The following is an 18272-nucleotide window of genomic DNA, read 5'->3' on the forward strand; positions in this document are numbered from 1 at the left end:
TGTAGCAATAACGATTAGTTTGGATGTGCACAGCAATTAATGACAACTAAATTGTACTTATGCGGGCTAAATCTATTAAACTGATGCCTCGAGGATCGAACGCATTGAATCACAGTTTTATGATGGCGGCTATGATGACTTCTAGAAATTCTTGTCAGTTCAATTATCAAAAAATATTTTCTCAGACTTATAAGCGATTGAGTACAGCGAATGGACTAGGGGCTATTGACCCAGTAGCGATGTCGAAGCGTACGGTATTAGTGACGGCATTGGTAGGGCTGCTGCTCACTGGTTGTCAAAGCACGCCGACCAATGATTTGACAAACATCGCGGCTTATCAAACGTCTACGCGACCCAATGACAATCGTAACTTAGACCAACAAGAAATTGCTCGCGTGCGCACTTCACTTGCCGCGCAATATATCCGCAAAAATGAGCTTGATACCGCTCAGCGCCAACTCGAAAAAGCCTTTGCTGCCGATAGCCGTTACGCGCCAGCCTATGATATGATGGGCGTTTTGCTGCAGCAAGAGGGCAGTCGACTCAATCTCGAAAAGGCCGATCAGTATTTTAAAAAAGCGATTACGCTTGATAAAGATTTTGAGCAAGCCCACAATAACTATGGCGTTTATTTGTCACAAATGAAGCGCTATCGTGAGGCGGCAGAGCAGTTTGAGATTGCAGGTTCAGCATTAGGTTACGAAGGTCGTATTGGTGCGCTAGAGAATCTAGGGCGCACTTACTTACAGCTAGGGGATCGCAGTGCGGCTGCTAAAGCATTTTTACGGGCACTTGATGGCAATCGTAATAGTATTATTGCCCATATCGAGTTGGTCGACTTACTGCTTGAGCAGCAACGTGTTCCACAGGCTCAAAGGCTTTATGATGAAACCTTGATACTGGTGCAAGGGCAGGGCATTAGCCCGCGCTTGCTATTACAAGGTATCAAATTGGCCGCTGCACAAAATAACATAACGACGCGCCAGCAATTGGCACAGCAGCTTTTATCTGCTTATCCTTTAAGTGATGAAGCAAAACAACTTAAGACTTGGCTTAACAATCCAGAGGCACCATGGAAATGACCACCCCATCATTAAACACTCAATCTAACGCTCAGGGATCATTTGGTGCCGTGTTGCAGCAAGCCCGTAAAAATAAGCAAGTCAGCTTAGACGAGGTAGCTGCCGAGTTATTTATTTTAAAGCGTCATTTGCAAGCGCTTGAGAATGAAAATTTTTCGGAGATGCCGCAAGCTGCTTTTGCCCGTGGGTTTGCCATCAATTATGCTAAGTTTTTGGGTTTGGATCCTGTAAAAATAGCAACCAGCTTTGATGCCGCTTATCCTACGGAGCTGAAAGCAAAGTCAGTGAATAACACGGATACGCCACTGCGTCCAATGGGCACGTTGCAACGTGATACGCACAATCGTATTCGTTTTAACCCACTACTGATCATCGCCGTTATTGGTGTCATTATTTTAGCGATTTTCTTATTTCGCATGGTGAGTAATGCAAGTAAAGAGAATACCGAGCAGCCAGTATCGACGGTCGAAGACGTCTCAGCGATAGAGCAAGCGCAAGGTGCGGCAATCAATACTGATGAGATGGGCGTTGGTGCCTCTGGCTCTGCTCTAAACTTGGGCGGCGATGCAAGTCCAGCGTCTTTAGATGTCAAACTGACGGATACTGCCGTCGTGAGTATTACTGATGCCTCTGGTAGTAGTTTAATGAGTGGCTCGCAGACATCTGGGGATTATAAACTGTCAGGTACGCCGCCGTTTAATGTACAAATTGATAATGTCGATAATGTCAGCATAATGCTTAACCAAGAAGCGGTTGCGCTAAATACTTATGCAACGGATAAGCAAGCCAATTTTGAGTTAGCGCCTTAACTTTTTAAGCGGCTAATTTTGAATGCTAGTCTTATCGACTGCTGTACAAGATTTATTTTTAAAAGTTGCTATCTGCAAGCTATTATAAGTGTGTTTTTTCTGCGTTTTTTCGCTCTAACTGAAGGGTTTGTCTATGTCAACGTCAGCGCCTATTAACCGTCGCCTTACCAAAAAAATATATGTCGGTGATGTCGCGATTGGTGGTGATGCGCCGATTAGTGTGCAGAGTATGACCAATACAGATACTTGCGATGTGGCAGCAACTGTCGCTCAAATCGAACGCTGCGTTGAAGCTGGTGCGGATTTGATGCGGGTGTCGACACCAACGATGGATACGGTCAAAGCTTTTGGCGAAATTCGTAAGCTGGTCAGTGTGCCTTTGATTGCAGATGTGCATTTCGACCACAAAATTGCGTTAGCAGTTGCCGAAGCAGGGGCTGACTGTCTGCGTATTAATCCAGGTAACATCGGTAGCGATGCCAAAGTACGTGAAGTGGTCGCCTGTGCCAAATATTACAACATCCCTATTCGTATCGGTGTTAATGCAGGCTCGCTCGAAAAAGACATTCAGCGCAAATATACCGAGCCAACTGGCGAGGCGATGCTTGAATCAGCCATGCGCCATATTGATATATTAGAGCGTCTAAATTTTGATCAATATAAAGTATCGGTTAAAGCCAGCAATGTGTTTTTGACCTTGGATGCGTATCGCCTGATTTCTGCCCAAATTGATAATCCGCTGCATTTAGGCGTCACCGAGGCGGGCGTTTATCGTACGGGCGCGGTTAAATCTGCGATTGCACTGGGCGGTTTATTATTAGATGGCATCGGTGATACCATTCGTATCTCACTGGCGGCAGAGCCTGAAGAAGAAATTAAAATCGGCTTTGATATTTTAAAATCGCTAAATATACGTTCTAATGGTGTCAACTTTATTGCGTGCCCAAGCTGCTCGCGCCAAGAGTTTGATGTGATTAGAGTCATGACCGCTTTAGAGTCGCGCTTAGAAGACATTCGTGAACCGATGAATCTGTCTGTGATCGGCTGTAAGGTAAATGGTCCTGGTGAAGCGAAAGAGGCCGATATTGGCATTGTTGGTGCCGCACCAAGATCCTTGGTATATCGTATGGGTGAAAAAAGCCATCTTATCGATACCGACAATTTGGTCGATGAAATAGAAGGCATGGTACGCGCACATGCCGAAGATTTGGCTAAAAAACGCGAGAATGAGATTATCCGCGTAAAATAAAACACTATTATGAGCAAAAAATAAAAGAGACACTTGTTAAAATTTTTAAGGATACGACCGTACCATGATTAAAGCTATCAAAGGGTTCAATGATATTTTGCCTGATCAGTCCGCAAAATGGCTGCATTTAGAAGCGATATTGGCTGAAGTACTGGGCAGATACGGCTTTGAGCATATTCGCTTGCCAATCGTTGAGCAAACCGATTTGTTTGCGCGTGCCATTGGCGGCGCGACTGATATTGTCGAAAAAGAGATGTATAGCTTTACCGATAAGTCTGAGCCACCAACGCCGTTGGCTCTACGCCCTGAAGGTACAGCAGGTGCAGTACGTGCTGTGATTGAGCATAACTTGCTGCGCGGTGATACGCCAAAGTTATGGTATATCGGTCCAATGTTTCGCTATGAGCGTCCACAAAAAGGTCGTTATCGTCAGTTTCACCAAATAGGTGTTGAAAGCTTTGGTAGTGCCTTACCAGACGCTGACGCTGAGCTGATCGCCATGACCCATCTGATGTGGCAAGAGCTGGGTCTAAAAGATGAGATGCGTTTAGAGCTAAACAGTCTGGGCGAAATTGATGAGCGTTATGCTTATCGCGAAGCATTGGTCACCTATCTTACCGATAAAAAAGATCAGCTGGATGAAGACAGCAAGCGCCGCTTGACCACCAATCCGCTACGTATTTTAGATAGCAAAGAAGCAAGCACCCAAGCTCTATTGGTAGACGCGCCTAAGCTTGCTGACTTTTTAGGTGAAGAAAGCGTGGCGCATTTTGAGCAAGTACAAGCCTATTTAACAGAGCTGGGTATTAATTTTGAGATCAATCCACACTTAGTACGCGGTCTTGATTATTATAACAAAACGGTTTTTGAGTGGGTGACCGACAAGCTTGGTAGCCAAGCGACCGTTTGTGCGGGCGGCCGTTATGATGGTTTGATCGGGCAACTAAAATCCATCGGTACTCATGGCAATAAGCCAGTAAAATCTGAGCCTGCTGTTGGATTTGCCATGGGGCTTGAGCGTTTATTACTTTTAATGGAAGCGGTTGCGCCGATTGCTGATGTTCCCGCTTGCGATGTTTTCGTGGTTGCACATCCAGAAGTTTATAGTGCTGGCATTGGCTATGCTCAACGTCTACGCTATAGTCGCCCAGATATTCGGGTGAAAATGGCGAGTGCGACGAGCCTAAAAGCGCAAATGAAGAAAGCCGATAAGTCAGGTGCTGCATTGACCGTTATTATTGCACAGCAAGAGCTGGATGATAATACCCTTAGCGTTAAAGACATGCAGACGGGCGAACAACAGACGGTTGCGACAGATTGGCTGTCGAGCAAAGAAAATTTTATCCGTCAGTAATCGATTGCGGTTTTAGCATTAGCAATTTCATAACAATTTTATCAGGTAAACACATATGGCTCTGACACCCAATTCGCCGAATGCAGACAATTCAATGCAAGCGTTAAAGCAGTATGGCAGCTATATTGTCACTGCGATTTTGTTGGCACTGGCCGCTTATTTTGGTTGGACATATTGGCAGGACAACCATGCGCGCGTAGACACCGTTGCAGCAGATCATTACGCAGACATTCAGCGGTTGAATGAAGAAGTCAGTTTGGCCTCACAAAACCCTGATTTGGAAGCAGAAGCAAAGGCAGCACTTGCACAAAGTCGCACCCAGCTAAATAAAGATATTGATGCGCTAGTCAGCAAGCATGGTGAGTCGGTTTACGCTTGGCAGGCACTGATGATTAAAGCGCGTCAGCAAGTAGATAATAATGAATTTACCGAAGCAAGTGAAACCCTCAAAAAAGCATTGGCCATTGATTTAGGTGATGCAGGCTTACAGGCAATTACTCGTTTGCGCTATGCGACAACGTTACTAGCGGCAGGCGATGCGGATGCTGCATTAGCAGAAGCCAACAATGATATGCCAAGCTCATTTGAAGCCAGCCAACAAGAGTTGTTAGGGGATATTTATTTGGCACAAGATAATAAAGACTCAGCGATCAAGTCTTATAATAATGCTTGGGAGTTGTTACGCAACCGTCAAGAGACGCGTGCAGTATTGGCATTAAAGATGGAGAGTCTGGGCATCGTACCTGAGCCTATCGACGAACCAGTCAGTCTGATTCAAGAGTCAAGTAGTGCTGCACAGCCCTTAGTGGAAGAAAATGCTGCTGCCGAGGTTGCGCAATAATTGTACAGTGACAAGCGCTGTTAACCAATAATAGCGTTTGCGTTCTACCTAATGCCTGATAATTGCTAGTCAATAGCGCGTATCTATAACCGTTCTACAAGCTAAGTGGTGCAGTAAAACAATCGCGTCGCATGGACAGCCAGCACTCATTGAATGTGCTTGGTGAATACTAAGCGCCGATCTGATATTTACTGATAACCAATTTACTAATTAATAATAATTTATTTGTAGTGAGAACTCATAATGACTCAATCTATTCGCTCTAGCAAGATATCAAAAGCTAAAACCATCAAATCGACGGTGATGCATGTGGCAGTATTGGCAGTGATGAGCACTGCGGTGATTGGGTGTAATCGCGGTATTAAACCCGTCGTCAATGATCCAGTCAAGCTGGTACAGATTGCTGAGCCTATCAGTGTGTTGCAACCGGTTTTTAGCACAGATATTGGCAATAAAAAAGCCAGTAAGAAAGATCCATTAGACTTGCAAGTAGGTTATGTCAATGGACAAATCGTCACTGCATCGCGCGGTGGGGATTTGACCGGTTTTAACAGTGCAGGCGAACGTTTATGGTCGATCAACGTTGGCGATCAAATCACGGGCGGCGTTGCTTTAGATGCTTTAAGCCAAACAGCGATTATTAGCACACGCGGCGGTCAAGTGATGGCATTTGATAGTGTGACTGGCGCAAAACGCTGGCAGAAGCAGTTATCAGGATCAGTATTGACACCCGCTTTAATTACCAATAACCGTGTCATTCTATCAGCGAACGATGGCTTTTTACATGGCTTGTCACTACAGACAGGTCAGTCTGTCTGGCAGTTTGCCACACAAGTTCCAGCCATCAGTGTACGCGGTAGTGCGGCGCCAACGTTATTAGATAGCAAAACGGCATTATTGGCGACTGCTGATGGTCGTTTACATGCGGTGACGACTGATAGTGGTTTACCGCAGTGGTCAAGACGTGTTGGCGTTGGCACTGGTAGTAGTGAAGTTGAGCGCATGAGTGATGTCGATGGTACGCCGATCGTCGATAAAAACCAGCTATTTGCCATCAGTTATAGCGGTCAGTTATTAGGTATTGATTTGGCTTCGCGTCAAGTCATGTTTGTCAACGAGCTTGCCAGCTTAAAGTCACTTGCTGTAAATAACCAGCAAGTGATTGGTACCAGCTTAGAGGGCAAAGTGGTTGCCTATAATCGCAGTAATGGTGAGGTTCTTTGGGAAAGTGAAGAGCTGGCTTATCGTCATTTAACCAATCCTGTAATGATTGGTAATTATATTGCCGTGGGTGATTTTGACGGCATGGTACACTTATTCGATCCAGCTAGCGGTAAAATCGTTAGCCGTGTACAAACTAAGGGCGCTTTGAGTAGCTTGCAAGTACAAGGCAGCCGTTTGATGACACAGAGCACATCAGGACAGGTTGCTATTTGGCAATTAGCCCGCTAAGCTTTTTATCGGTTAATGCTTACTTAGATAGTATGTTTGATATTATCGTTAAACCAACTGGTTGATTGCAATTTTAGAGAACACAAACGCTGCTTCGTCAGCGTTTAGTGCCTTGTGTAAATTGCTTGTTTAAATACAGGCTTTCGCGTACTCTATGCGACCGATGCGCCGTAGGTGTTATCCATATATATTTATCATTTAGTCATCCTATGTACCACTTGCTAATTGTAAAATAGCTGACTATTATTTTTGCTATTGTTTTATCATTCATTTTAATTTGCGGTCAAGAGCAGCTTATTCACGACTACTGTTATATCACTGGTTATAAGAATAACTGTACTGCCCGCCATTGTGCCTTTCACTGAGAGTAACCCATGAGTATCAAGCCTGTGGTCGCCTTAATTGGTCGTCCAAACGTCGGTAAATCTACCTTATTTAATCAGTTCACAAAAAGTCGGCAGGCATTGGTTGCTGATTTGTCAGGACTGACTCGTGACCGTCAGTACGGTGATGCGACCTATGAAGACAAATCTTTTATCGTTGTAGACACTGGTGGTATTGGTGAGGCGGATGACGGTAGCGGCAACATTGATGACTATATGTCTGAGCAATCACATACAGCGATTCATGAAGCGGACATCATCGTATTTGTGGTAGATGCTCGTGCTGGTATGATCGGCGCAGATGCGGAGATTGGTAAGTTTTTACACACCCTTGGCAAACCAGTCTATGTGGTTGCCAATAAAGTCGATGGTGCTCACGACGCTGCACCTGCCGAATTTTATGCATTAGGATTGGGTGAGCCATACCCGATGGCGGCAAGTCATGGTCGCGGTGTCGGTAATTTGCTTGAAATATTGACGGCTGATATGCCTGAGCAAGAGAATGTCGTAGAGCCAAAAGGTTTGAAGTTAGCGATCATAGGTCGTCCAAACGTTGGTAAATCGACGCTAGTCAATCGTCTATTGGGTGAAGACCGAGTAGTGGTTTTTGATATGCCCGGTACCACACGTGACAGTATTTATATTCCTTATACACGTGAAGGTAAGGACTACGTCTTAATCGATACCGCTGGTGTACGCCGCCGCGGCAGAATTGATGAAAAAGTAGAGAAATTCTCGGTCATTAAAACCCTGCAAGCAATCGAAGATTCTAACGTAACCGTTATTGTTATTGATGCGCATGAAGGTATCGTTGATCAAGACTTGCATATGATTGGCTATGCGCTTGATGCGGGTCGTGCTTTAGTTGTTGCGATTAATAAGTGGGATGGTCTGACTGCTGATCAGAAAAATTATATCAAGATTGAGATGGATCGCCGCTTTAACTTTATCCCTTATGTAAAAGTGCATCTAATCTCAGCACTACATGGCACTGGTGTGGGTAATCTATACCCGTCTATCTTGCGTGCTTATAAATCTTCGATGTTTGAAGTATCAACCAATCGCTTGACTCAGATTCTGCAAGACGCGGTGACAGCCAATCCACCACCAACGGTTGCTGGTCGCCGTATTAAACTGCGCTTCGCTCACATCGGTGGTCACAATCCGCCCGTGATTGTCATTCATGGTAACCAAACCAGCGCGCTACCTAAGAGCTATCAGCGTTATCTTGAAAACCAATTCCGTCAAGTATTTAAGCTCGAAGGCACGCCGCTCAACGTTGTCCTTAAACAAAATGACAACCCATATGCCAACAAGAGCGATACGCCAACCAAAGCGAAGACGCAACAGTTGCGCCAACGCGAGCGTAATCGGGCACAGAAATTTACTACCAAAGATAAGCAGAAATTCACCAATAAAGATAAAAAGCGTTAATTTAGCAAAATGATGACGGTCTTTATATTGTTGTAGTAAATAAAGACTGTTTTATTCTATTGTTCATGCTTCTCTGTAATGTGCCATATCATGATGATTATATCGGTCATCATGATATATTAATACGTTGTTAAGTTTTATTAACATGTGATATTTCCCTCACTACTCCTACAAAATACCTGTACTATAATCAAAAGTTTTCTTAACTCAGTTAAGTAATATGAACAACCGTCCCTCTCAAACCATCCCTACGCTTATTTGGCGTTCTGTCGTACAAGCCATTATTTTGGCTGTGTTGGCAGGCTTCTTGATGTCTATCGTTTATGGTTTGTTATACCACTATAAAGAGAAGCGTCAGCATATCCAGCAATTGGCTACCATGTTGACCACCAGCGCATCGACAGCCGATGGTGCTGATATCGTGGCTGAGCAAGTGAGATTCTTGTTAGAAAGTGAACCCAGCATTAGAAGTATTTTATTTTATTCAACACCCAAACCTATTGATGAAGTTAATCAATCCAGAGATGATTGGAAGAATGCCTTATTTGCAGATACTGTCAGCTTCAATTATCCCGTTACCAGTGACGATATCGGTGATGATAGCGCGCTAAATACGTTAAACAGCAGTCAGCAATCGTCCACGACTTTATCAAATAGTGAGCAAGAATCGTCAGCGTCTAGTGAGGCCAATAAAAATAGCGCGTTAGTTGGATATATTAATCTCACTTTAGATGTGAACACCCTACGTTCACATTGGTTTCGAAGCAATATATTGCTATGGCTCATTACCACGATATTGACGGTACTTTGGGTATTGTACATTCTGCGCAAACTCAAATGGCCAATCAGAGATATTGAAGCTTTGAAAGAAGTCTGTCACATCGTTGTAAAAAACCCAGAGCTTGAGCAGTTACCAGTGATTCCACAGCTTTTTGAATTTCAGGAACTGGTGCAAATCAAGCAAACTTTGGCTGTATTGTTTGATCGTTTACAGAAAGTCCAACAAGATTATGAGGCGCTTGCTATTTTTGAGCAGCAATTACACAACAAAGACGTATCACTCGATGTGCAGCTGCATAACTTTCAAAGCATGATCACCCATGAGTTGAAAACCTCGCTAAATGCTATCGTAGGCGGTTTACAGCTGTTAGATTACGATACCCTCAATAGAGAACAAAAAGATGCGGTTGAAATTATCAGTGACGGTAGTGATAAATTGGTGTCGTCGCTTGATCATATTATTCAATTGAATCAAATACAAAAAGGTCAGATGAGTATTAATCGTATTGCGTTCAATCCACTGCAGTTAATCGCCGATCTGTTGGCAGAATATGAGCCTATTGCTCGGCAAAAAAGGCTAGAGTTGATCAGCCGTATTCATCATATAGACTATGGTCTGGAAGGGGATGCGGAAAAAATAAAACAAATATTATCGATATTACTGAGTAATGCGATTAAGTTTACTCCAGCGGGGCAGGTGACTATTACGTCGCAATTGACTCATTTTGATAAAAGCAATCGCTGGCAAATCAGTGTGAAAGATACAGGTATTGGTATCGATAGCACTCATATCGATGATATTTTTAATCCGTTTTTCCAAGTGGATTCATCACAAACTCGTCAATATGAAGGCTCAGGTGTTGGTTTGCCAGTCGTCAAGCAAATGGCTCAGCTGATGGGCGCTACTATAGAAGTCGATAGTACGTTAGGGTCAGGTACCCAATTCATGCTGACCATATCGATGACCAATAAACAGCAGTCTCGGCAGCAGCATTTATTGGCTGGATTGACTATTATTTACTATTATTATCATGAAGTTGGGTTTTTAGCGAAGGAGCTAGAGCGTTTAGGCGCGATGGTCATTTATCGTCAGCATGAAGCACTGGTTATAGAGGAGATGAGTATAAAACAGGTGAATATGGTGATGTTTGCGGAAGATATTTTTCCAAGTAAAGCTGAGTCGTTAGCCAAGCGTATTCGTCAATTTGAAAGTGAACATCGGGCTTTATTGGTATATTGGTATCCACCACATCGAGCGAAGCAGTTAGATAGCTTTGAGCATGGTTTGAAAGCAGCTGGTGTCGATTACTGTTATAGCGCCACTTATAAAGATAAAGCATTAAGCGACTTGCTTAAGCGCTGGTTGGTATGGACGTAATAGGTCAAAGTATTTGTCACGCTTACTGTACTAACCTCGTTTAATGTAATCCGTTGCCTCTCATTTACTGTAAATAGTTTCGAACATCGTATTTTCGACAAAGGTGCTTGCTTTTAATCTGAAAAGTATGATGAACGAGGGCAAGCTTACTGAGTCTAGTAAATCAGTGTTTATCACAGTTTGATGATGACACTACTTAATAGCAATAATAAAATCTGTGCGGTGAATGAGGACATAAAAAAGACGCCCAGTTTTGAGGCGTCTTTTTTGTCAGTAATGTTCTTGAGAAATAGCTTCTACTAATATTCTCTAAAACAGATTTTGTGCCCAACGTACGACACGCTGCCAAGTGCGGCTCATAAAGCCTGATTGCTCGATATCACTGGTCGCTATAATAGGCACTGAAGCCACCGCTTTACCATCAATAACGGCCATCATTTTGCCAATTTCTTGACCTTTTTTGATGGGTGCTTCTAGGCTCTCAGGAATATCTACCACAGTCGTGATTTTATTTTTTTGCGTTTTGCTGGTTAGAATTTGCAAATTATCCGCAGTAACTAGCTCGACTTCATCAGCTTCACCGAACCAGACCGGAACTTTGCTGACGAATTGTCCGGCAGGTGCTTTGGTGACAGTAGTGAAGTGGCCAAAGCCCCAGTTGAGCAGCTCACGTGATTGATCGGCACGTGCTTGCTGGCTCTCTGTTCCCATAATCACAGAAATCAAGCGCATGCCATCACGATTGCTTGAAGCCGCTAAGCAATAGCCTGCGGCATCAGTGTGGCCAGTTTTTAGACCATCAACGGTTGGGTCGGTTGCAAGTAGAGCATTACGGTTACCTTGAGTAATACCGTTATAGGTGAACTCTTTTTCTGCATAAATACCATAATAGTCGCCGCTATTCTTGATAATAGCGCGTGACAATTTGGCCAAATCTAGTGCTGATGCCTCATGCCCTTCGTCAGGCATACCAGTAGAGTTGACGAAATGGGTGTTTTTCATACCAAGCTTTTCCGCTTGCTCATTCATCAAGATAGCAAATGAGGCTTCGCTACCAGCGATATGCTCCGCCATAGCTTTTGAGGCGTCATTACCTGATTGAATAATAATACCGCGTAGCATGTCGATAACACTCGCAGATTTATTTACCGGCACATACATGCAAGACTGGCTGCTACTACCACGACACCAAGCATTTGGACTCATTATGACTTGGTCATCTTCTTTAAGGTCGCCTGATGCTAAGCGCTGCTCAATGATGTAACTGGTCATCATTTTTGTCAAAGACGCTGGCGGTAGCGACTCATTGGCGTTCTTTTGTGCCAAAATCTCACCAGTATTATAATCCATCAATACATAGGCGGTATTATCCATCTCAGGCGGCTGGATGGCTGCGTTTGCCATCACTGCACTCATAGAGATACTCACACCGACTACCAGCTGCACCAGCTGATTTTTTACACGCTTTACTGTCATATATCGTTACACCGCATCATGAAACCAAATGTATCTACCGCTTGTACCTTGCACTAAATCTTATGCATCATTTTAAGTAGCCTGTCTTAAACATTCTGTTTAAAAACAATGTATTAATAAGAGTGGTGATGGCTGAGCGACAGACATAAAATTAACGCCTTATCTTAGCAAAATGCCAACCGATGGGGAATCGATAAATGCAAAAAAAGACCCGATTAAAAAGAAAGAGTGGTAAGAAGTAAACGTTTGCTCAGACTAGGACTGCTACAATGTCTCGAATAGAAATAATTCGACTGTCATAAAAAAGCTTACGGTCATCCTGTTGGTATAAACAGGATGACCGTAAGCTTTTTTGTTACTTATAAGCCTGATGAACAAGCTTATAAGGTGTCGCTAAATAGCCCATAATCAGCGTTCCAAGACAGATAATGCCATGATTTATTGTCATTAATTATAGCTGACTTTATCAATTTAGAATCAATGCTGGGGCATAGCTATTGTAGGGGAGACGATAGGATGTCTGATAAGTAAGCCAATTATAATGTTGTAATTGTTGAGCTTAGTTATGATGATCCACTACTGGTATTCAGCATTCGCCAAATCTTCGCATAGAGCTTTGTTGTCTTGTTTAGAGAAGCCCATTGTCCAGCTACGAATGCCTTGTAATATCTGGCGATAATCTTGCTGAGTGGATAGATATTGAATCGCTGCTTTTGGATCTTCTAAAGACGGCATCAACTCGTGAAGCTGCACGTTATAAGATTTATAAAAGCGCTGTTTTTGTTTGCCATTGAGCATCGGTGGACATATCTCTGATAGCACTTGCATGACCGCAATTTCATGCTTGGTAACATTGATGCCAGACATATCTAGAGGTATGGTTGTAGCAGAATTATTCGCCGCAAAGGATGCTTGAGACAGCATAGCAACAGAGGTTACCAGTCCTGCAAGACTAATTTTGGACGCCGTCTTTGCTATCACAGAAGCTATAGATAATATCGATTGATTTTTCATGCAGTATTACACTCGCTTATCTTTATTTAATGGTGATATGTTAATGGGTAAAAAAACAAAAGTCACATAAAATATTGATTTATGTGTAGATATCTTGTGAGCCAAAGCTCTTTTTGAGCAACATATCAGCAGCATAGACTCATAAGTTACGTCAGCATAAAAATATAAGTTTGTATTGTTGTAAGGTGTTGCCTATTGTAACGTCATGCCAAGTTTTTTTGCTGTTATTGATGCATATATCATAGAGATAAAATTATAAATTGGATAGATTCTGCGCAAAGACTGGGTTCGTGTCAGCGTATTATTAGGGTATAATCGCCCAAAATTATGGTGGCATACACGTTTTGCTATATCAGTTTTTTCATATGCATGCTGTGATATCAACACAGTGTCATTTTACTTTGATCGCGGTATGGCTTTTTAACTTTGATAGTAAATTCAGCTACCATTTGACGCTTGCCAAATGCTGTGTATAAATACTATTTATGCAGAAAAAGTCAATGTAGATGTCAGCATCAACAGTATAATCACACAATCTAACCACCATTTTCGGATCTGATTATAGCAATTTTATGCGGCTAAAGTTCATAAGTGGACAGGCGGTCATTAATGAGTATATTGAGTGAGAATGAAATTTTTAATTAGTAATGATGATGGGGTTTATGCACCAGGGTTATTGGCATTATATCAAGCCCTGTCTGCTATTGCAGAGGTGGTAGTGGTTGCGCCAAATAGTGAGCAAAGTGGCTGCGCGAGTGCTTTGAGCCTATCGATGCCATTATATACTCATCGATTGGATTCTGGTTTTATAGCGGTAAATGGTTCGCCCGCGGACTGTGTACATTTGGCACTGCATGAGTTGTATCCTGATACGCGTTTTGATTGTGTGATTACTGGTATCAATTCTGGTGCCAATCTTGGTCAAGACGTTTTATTTTCAGGTACCTTTGGTGCTGCATTAACCGCACAGCTCTTTGGAATACCTGCCATTGCGACCTCCCTAGTGGGCGGCGGCGTCAAAGGAGAAGGGCAAGAGCAGACCAGTCATTATCAAATGGCGGCAGCTGAAATTGTTAAATTATTGATAGAAACACCGATATTAGATGCTTGCAAAAATTTGCCCTATCATGTATTAAACGTTAATATTCCTGATGTGGATAGTGCTGATGAGATCAAAGGTCGGAAAATAACGGCGTTAGGGCACCGTCAGATTGCGCGTCCTGTACATCATGTGGTCGATCCACGTGGGCGTGATGCTTATTGGTTGTCGCTACGTAAACGCCCACATGAGTTGCCATTAGAAACTGAAGATTTGCAGTCCTCTGCAACAGATATGACGGATGATCAAGCGGTAGCGGCGGGTTATATCAGTTTATCACCAGTGCGCCTGCATCATACGCCAGCAGACACGCTTAAAACGCTGTCGGCGTTAATGCTATAAATTTACGCTGCCAAAATGCGTCAAACAGCTGGTCAATATCCTGATATTATCTGCGCTATTTTTCTTATTTGGCTGCCATTTATCTCATTTTTATCACCATTTTCAAAATGAGGACACGCCTTAAAAAATGGTTTACTATCGAGTGATTGATAATGGTATTTGCCAAATACTAAATACTAAACGGTATAAAAGTTAGCAAAATGCTTGTGAGTAACACAAGGAGTTTGTGAGTAACATAAAGAATAGGAAATCTTGTATGAAGAAGCTTATTGCTGGATCGCGCTTTGCAACAGTGGCATTGATAGGTACTTTAACAGCAGCAACGTTAATGATGGTGGGCTGTGCAACCAAGCCTACTTACCAATCAGCCAACCAAGCGGGACCTAAGATTATTACCAATGCACAAGGCGTTCCTAACTACCATCGAGTACAGCGTGGCGACACAGTCAGCCAAATTGCTGAGCGCTATCGTCTCAGTTACCGTCAAATCGGTTCGCTCAATGGTTTGGACAGCAAATATACGATTTATAGTGGTCAATGGCTCAAGCTGTGGCAAGGTACGCCAGCCGACAACAATCGTTATAACGCGCCTACAACGACACAGCCAACGTACACACCACCTGTAACGAGCGTGCCTAACAATAGCTCACAAAGCCCTGTATACGAAGTGACGGCTAACGCAACGTCAGGCTATGAATATCCAAGTCGCAATCAAGTGACCCGTAACTTTGATGCGGCAGCGGGCACGATGGGTATGTGGTTTGCTGGTAATATCGGTGATCCCGTACTTGCTAGCCAATCTGGCACGGTACTGTACTCTGGCGATGGTCTGCCAGAGTATGGCAATCTTATTATGATTCGTCATAGTGATAATTACATCACCGCTTATGCGCATAATAGTCAGCTACTGGTCAAAGAAGGCGATGCTGTACAGCGCGGTCAGCGCATTGCAAACATGGGTAACAGTGGCCAAACCAATCAGGTCGGCTTAGAGTTCCAAGTGCGCTTAAATGGCAATCCTATTGATCCACGTGCGGTACTGGGGCGTTAAACGTGATGCCAAGTTGTGACTGATTTGGCAAGTTTAGTGGCTTTATTCAGAGTGCTTGAATTTCAGAGTGTTTGAATAAAGCCACCTTAACTAAATCGGTTTATTTGAGTCGCTTTACTTATTCATACTTGAGAATTTTATAATGTTAAAAAAACAATATCTTGCCCTGTTTCCTGCGTTAGTGATGGTTGGGTGTACCAGCCAACAGGCGATGCAAAAACCTAGCAAACCCGTGCGTCAAGGCAACGTTCAGATTACCCAAACTCAAACCATTCAAGTGAAGCCAGCACCGAAGCCTGTCATCAAGCCGCAGCCAGTGGCAAAGCCAAGCTATAACAGCTTCTCTGATTGGAAGTCGGATTTTTCTATGCGGGCGATTTCATCAGGCCATGATGCAGCGACGGTGCGTCGTCTACTTGATACCGCTTATTTAAACCAGCAAGTCATCTCACTTGACTCAGGACAGCCAGAGTTTTCTAAGATGCCATGGGAATATGTCGATTCTGCCGTATCTGATGGGCGTGTGAGTACTGGTAAGCGTAAGTTCGCCGAGCAACGGGCATTTTTGTCGCAATTAGAATCGCAGTACGGTGTCAATGCAGAAATAATCGCTGCCATTTGGGGCATGGAGTCGTCATACGGCGTGGTGACGGGTAATAGCAGCATACCAAGCTCACTTGCGAGTCTGGCTTATGATGGTCGTCGCCAAGAGTTTGCCGAAACTCAGTTGTTGTCATTAGCGACGCTATTGCAGCGCGGTGATGTGTCTTGGTCGCAGCTCGATGGTTCTTGGGCAGGCGGCATGGGACAGACGCAGTTTATCCCTGATACTTGGCTGAAGCACGGAGTGGATGGCGATGGTAATGGTCACCGTAATCCGTGGGCAACGGGCGATGCACTGGCGTCCACCGCTAATTATTTGAGCAACTCAGGTTGGGTTCGAGGTCTAGCGCCATTTTACGAAGCGACTATTCCTGCCTCATTCGATTACTCCATGGTTGGTAGTAAGCAGCCTGCCGCGAGATGGGCCGCGATGGGTGTTGATACGATAGCTGATGTTTATTTGGATGCCAATACCGAAATGGAGCTGTGGCTACCAGCCGGCAAGGATGGTCCAGTGCTGCTACTCAGTCCAAACTTTGATGTGATCAAGGTTTATAATAACTCATCGAGCTATGCGCTAGGTGTCAGCTTATTGGGTAAAGCGCTTACTGGACAAGGCGGATTACAGAAATCATGGCCGCGTTATGAGCGTCCATTATCCACAGCTCAAGTACGAAATTTACAGCAGCGTTTGACCAACTCAGGCTATGATACTAAAGGCGCTGACGGTATCGTGGGTACCAATACTCGGTTGGCGTTCCAGCGCTGGCAAGCAGACAATGGTCAGACTCCAGACGGCTTTATTACTCAGCGTAGTGCGTCATCGTTAGCTTCGTGGTGAAGCAGGTTGATTGCACTGCTTTTGACTCGTATTGATTCTAATATTAGCGTGTTAAAAGAAATTTTTTAACCATCATTTTTGATGGTAATAGTTAATACGATGAGCTTAGTGAATAAAATAAAAAAGTACCCTAATAAGGTGCTTTTTTATTTTACGCTATGATTGTTTTTCAACAGACTTTAATCTTATCAGGTTTTAATAAATAGTATGGACACAAGAAGACTGATACTGTGACTGATAAAGGCTACACTGTTTGTTTATCAACGCGCTATCTATAAGAGCTGACATTATATTTGTCTGTTCAATCTTTTAATATTAGATACAATAAATCCTTTATCCTCATAACGAATGGCAACGAGCAGTGACATTATGATAGACCAGTCTCTTATGTCCGATATGCTTAGTCCGTTTTGGGTAAGTATTAAGCTTGCTGGTGTCACTACCATTTGTCTATTACTGTTTGCAACGCCTGTGGCTTATTGGCTCGCTAAGCCCAGCCGTAGGCAAGTTGTGGCACGTCTTAAAGTCTTGCTTATGGGCATCATTGCTATGCCATTGGTTTTGCCGCCTACCGTCATCGGCTTTTACCTTTTATTACTGTTAAGCCCTAGTGTCGGTATTGGTAAATGGCTTAGCGAACATCATATCAGCCCCTTGATATTTACCTTTGAAGGTCTTGTCATTGGTTCCATTATTTACTCCTTGCCTTTTTATATTCAGCCTGTCTACGCCCAATTTTTACGTATTCCACAAAGCGTGATGGAAGTGGCACATTTATTGGAGCCAAGCCGTTTCAAACGGTTTCTCAGAGTCGCTCTGCCACAAGCGCGTGTCGGTATTGTGCTCGGCAGCTTAATAAGTTTTGCCCATACTATTGGTGAGTTTGGCGTGGTTTTGATGATAGGGGGTAGTATATCCGATGAGACTAAAGTGGTCTCGATTGCGATATACGAGCAAGTAGAGGCGCTAAATTACGAGGTAGCGCACATGATGTCTGGGATTCTCATCATTATGGGAGTGGTTATGGTGGCGCTGATTGCTAGTGTGAGCCGGCTGAATCAACGCTCATAATATTGCAGTTAAT

At 43.5% G+C, this 18272-nt stretch carries 14 protein-coding genes; 12 read left to right on the forward strand and 2 right to left on the reverse strand.

The features are described 5' to 3' along the window. Window positions 1-131 precede the first annotated feature (131 nt). The 8 genes from pilW (at window position 132) to AK822_RS03900 (ending at window position 10762) form a co-directional block, all read left to right on the forward strand. Entirely contained in the window at window positions 132-1082 is a 951-nt protein-coding gene (gene pilW / locus AK822_RS03865; protein ID WP_227678069.1) for a type IV pilus biogenesis/stability protein PilW, read from the forward strand. Further along, on the forward strand, window positions 1079-1891 hold the full coding sequence (locus AK822_RS03870; RefSeq protein WP_060490622.1) for a helix-turn-helix domain-containing protein: 813 nt from the start codon (window positions 1079-1081) through the stop codon (window positions 1889-1891). Before pilW ends, AK822_RS03870 begins: the two co-directional genes overlap by 4 nt. Window positions 1892-2024: 133 nt before the next feature. Next, complete coding sequence (ispG, locus tag AK822_RS03875; protein ID WP_055124478.1) at window positions 2025-3140, forward strand: flavodoxin-dependent (E)-4-hydroxy-3-methylbut-2-enyl-diphosphate synthase; 1116 nt, start codon at window positions 2025-2027, stop codon at window positions 3138-3140. A gap of 64 nt (window positions 3141-3204) precedes the next feature. Further along, on the forward strand, window positions 3205-4494 hold the full coding sequence (gene hisS, locus AK822_RS03880; RefSeq protein WP_060490623.1) for a histidine--tRNA ligase: 1290 nt from the start codon (window positions 3205-3207) through the stop codon (window positions 4492-4494). A gap of 55 nt (window positions 4495-4549) precedes the next feature. Next, the gene (locus AK822_RS03885; RefSeq protein WP_060490624.1) at window positions 4550-5335 is read left to right on the forward strand and encodes a YfgM family protein; all 786 of its coding nucleotides are present in this window, start codon (window positions 4550-4552) and stop codon (window positions 5333-5335) included. A 243-nt stretch (window positions 5336-5578) separates the two neighbouring features. Then, complete coding sequence (bamB, locus tag AK822_RS03890) at window positions 5579-6787, forward strand: outer membrane protein assembly factor BamB (RefSeq protein WP_045451756.1); 1209 nt, start codon at window positions 5579-5581, stop codon at window positions 6785-6787. A gap of 374 nt (window positions 6788-7161) precedes the next feature. Beyond that, window positions 7162-8604: a ribosome biogenesis GTPase Der gene (gene der / locus AK822_RS03895; RefSeq protein WP_055124475.1), complete on the forward strand. Its 1443-nt coding sequence runs from the start codon at window positions 7162-7164 to the stop codon at window positions 8602-8604. Window positions 8605-8824: 220 nt separating this feature from the next. After that, complete coding sequence (locus tag AK822_RS03900; RefSeq protein WP_060490625.1) at window positions 8825-10762, forward strand: sensor histidine kinase; 1938 nt, start codon at window positions 8825-8827, stop codon at window positions 10760-10762. Window positions 10763-11071: 309 nt separating this feature from the next. Here the strand turns inward: AK822_RS03900 and AK822_RS03905 are convergent, their stop codons facing one another. Continuing rightward, complete coding sequence (locus AK822_RS03905; protein WP_045444873.1) at window positions 11072-12238, reverse strand: D-alanyl-D-alanine carboxypeptidase family protein; 1167 nt, start codon at window positions 12236-12238, stop codon at window positions 11072-11074. Window positions 12239-12814: 576 nt separating this feature from the next. Then, window positions 12815-13252 carry an MCR_0457 family protein gene (locus AK822_RS03910; protein ID WP_045444876.1) on the reverse strand — a complete coding sequence of 146 codons (438 nt, stop codon included), beginning with the start codon at window positions 13250-13252 and terminating at the stop codon, window positions 12815-12817. A gap of 628 nt (window positions 13253-13880) precedes the next feature. On the opposite strand from AK822_RS03910, the gene surE reads away from it, so the two are divergent. From surE to modB, 4 genes are all read left to right on the forward strand, one after another. After that, complete coding sequence (surE, locus tag AK822_RS03915) at window positions 13881-14693, forward strand: 5'/3'-nucleotidase SurE (RefSeq protein ID WP_060490626.1); 813 nt, start codon at window positions 13881-13883, stop codon at window positions 14691-14693. Window positions 14694-14949: 256 nt separating this feature from the next. Beyond that, window positions 14950-15744 (forward strand): M23 family metallopeptidase, encoded by a 795-nt coding sequence (locus AK822_RS03920; RefSeq protein WP_060490627.1) that lies wholly within the window; start codon window positions 14950-14952, stop codon window positions 15742-15744. A 139-nt stretch (window positions 15745-15883) separates the two neighbouring features. Next, on the forward strand, window positions 15884-17188 hold the full coding sequence (locus AK822_RS03925; protein WP_087945556.1) for a lytic murein transglycosylase: 1305 nt from the start codon (window positions 15884-15886) through the stop codon (window positions 17186-17188). Between the two features lie 369 nt (window positions 17189-17557). After that, window positions 17558-18259, forward strand: a complete 702-nt coding sequence (gene modB / locus AK822_RS03930; RefSeq protein WP_060490629.1) for a molybdate ABC transporter permease subunit — start codon at window positions 17558-17560, stop codon at window positions 18257-18259. Window positions 18260-18272: the final 13 nt, after the last annotated feature.

Origin of the sequence: Psychrobacter sp. P11F6, from assembly GCF_001435295.1 — a bacterium.
Lineage (GTDB): Bacteria > Pseudomonadota > Gammaproteobacteria > Pseudomonadales > Moraxellaceae > Psychrobacter.

What these genes read in the sequence shown, in the direction of transcription:
- pilW (WP_227678069.1), top strand. Translation starts at nt 132, where the DNA reads ATGATGACTTCTAGAAATTCTTGTCAGTTCAATTATCAAAAAATATTT.
- AK822_RS03870 (WP_060490622.1), top strand. Translation starts at nt 1,079, where the DNA reads ATGACCACCCCATCATTAAACACTCAATCTAACGCTCAGGGATCATTT.
- ispG (WP_055124478.1), top strand. Translation starts at nt 2,025, where the DNA reads ATGTCAACGTCAGCGCCTATTAACCGTCGCCTTACCAAAAAAATATAT.
- hisS (WP_060490623.1), top strand. Translation starts at nt 3,205, where the DNA reads ATGATTAAAGCTATCAAAGGGTTCAATGATATTTTGCCTGATCAGTCC.
- AK822_RS03885 (WP_060490624.1), top strand. Translation starts at nt 4,550, where the DNA reads ATGGCTCTGACACCCAATTCGCCGAATGCAGACAATTCAATGCAAGCG.
- bamB (WP_045451756.1), top strand. Translation starts at nt 5,579, where the DNA reads ATGACTCAATCTATTCGCTCTAGCAAGATATCAAAAGCTAAAACCATC.
- der (WP_055124475.1), top strand. Translation starts at nt 7,162, where the DNA reads ATGAGTATCAAGCCTGTGGTCGCCTTAATTGGTCGTCCAAACGTCGGT.
- AK822_RS03900 (WP_060490625.1), top strand. Translation starts at nt 8,825, where the DNA reads ATGAACAACCGTCCCTCTCAAACCATCCCTACGCTTATTTGGCGTTCT.
- AK822_RS03905 (WP_045444873.1), bottom strand. Translation starts at nt 12,238, where the DNA reads ATGACAGTAAAGCGTGTAAAAAATCAGCTGGTGCAGCTGGTAGTCGGT.
- AK822_RS03910 (WP_045444876.1), bottom strand. Translation starts at nt 13,252, where the DNA reads ATGAAAAATCAATCGATATTATCTATAGCTTCTGTGATAGCAAAGACG.
- surE (WP_060490626.1), top strand. Translation starts at nt 13,881, where the DNA reads ATGAAATTTTTAATTAGTAATGATGATGGGGTTTATGCACCAGGGTTA.
- AK822_RS03920 (WP_060490627.1), top strand. Translation starts at nt 14,950, where the DNA reads ATGAAGAAGCTTATTGCTGGATCGCGCTTTGCAACAGTGGCATTGATA.
- modB (WP_060490629.1), top strand. Translation starts at nt 17,558, where the DNA reads ATGATAGACCAGTCTCTTATGTCCGATATGCTTAGTCCGTTTTGGGTA.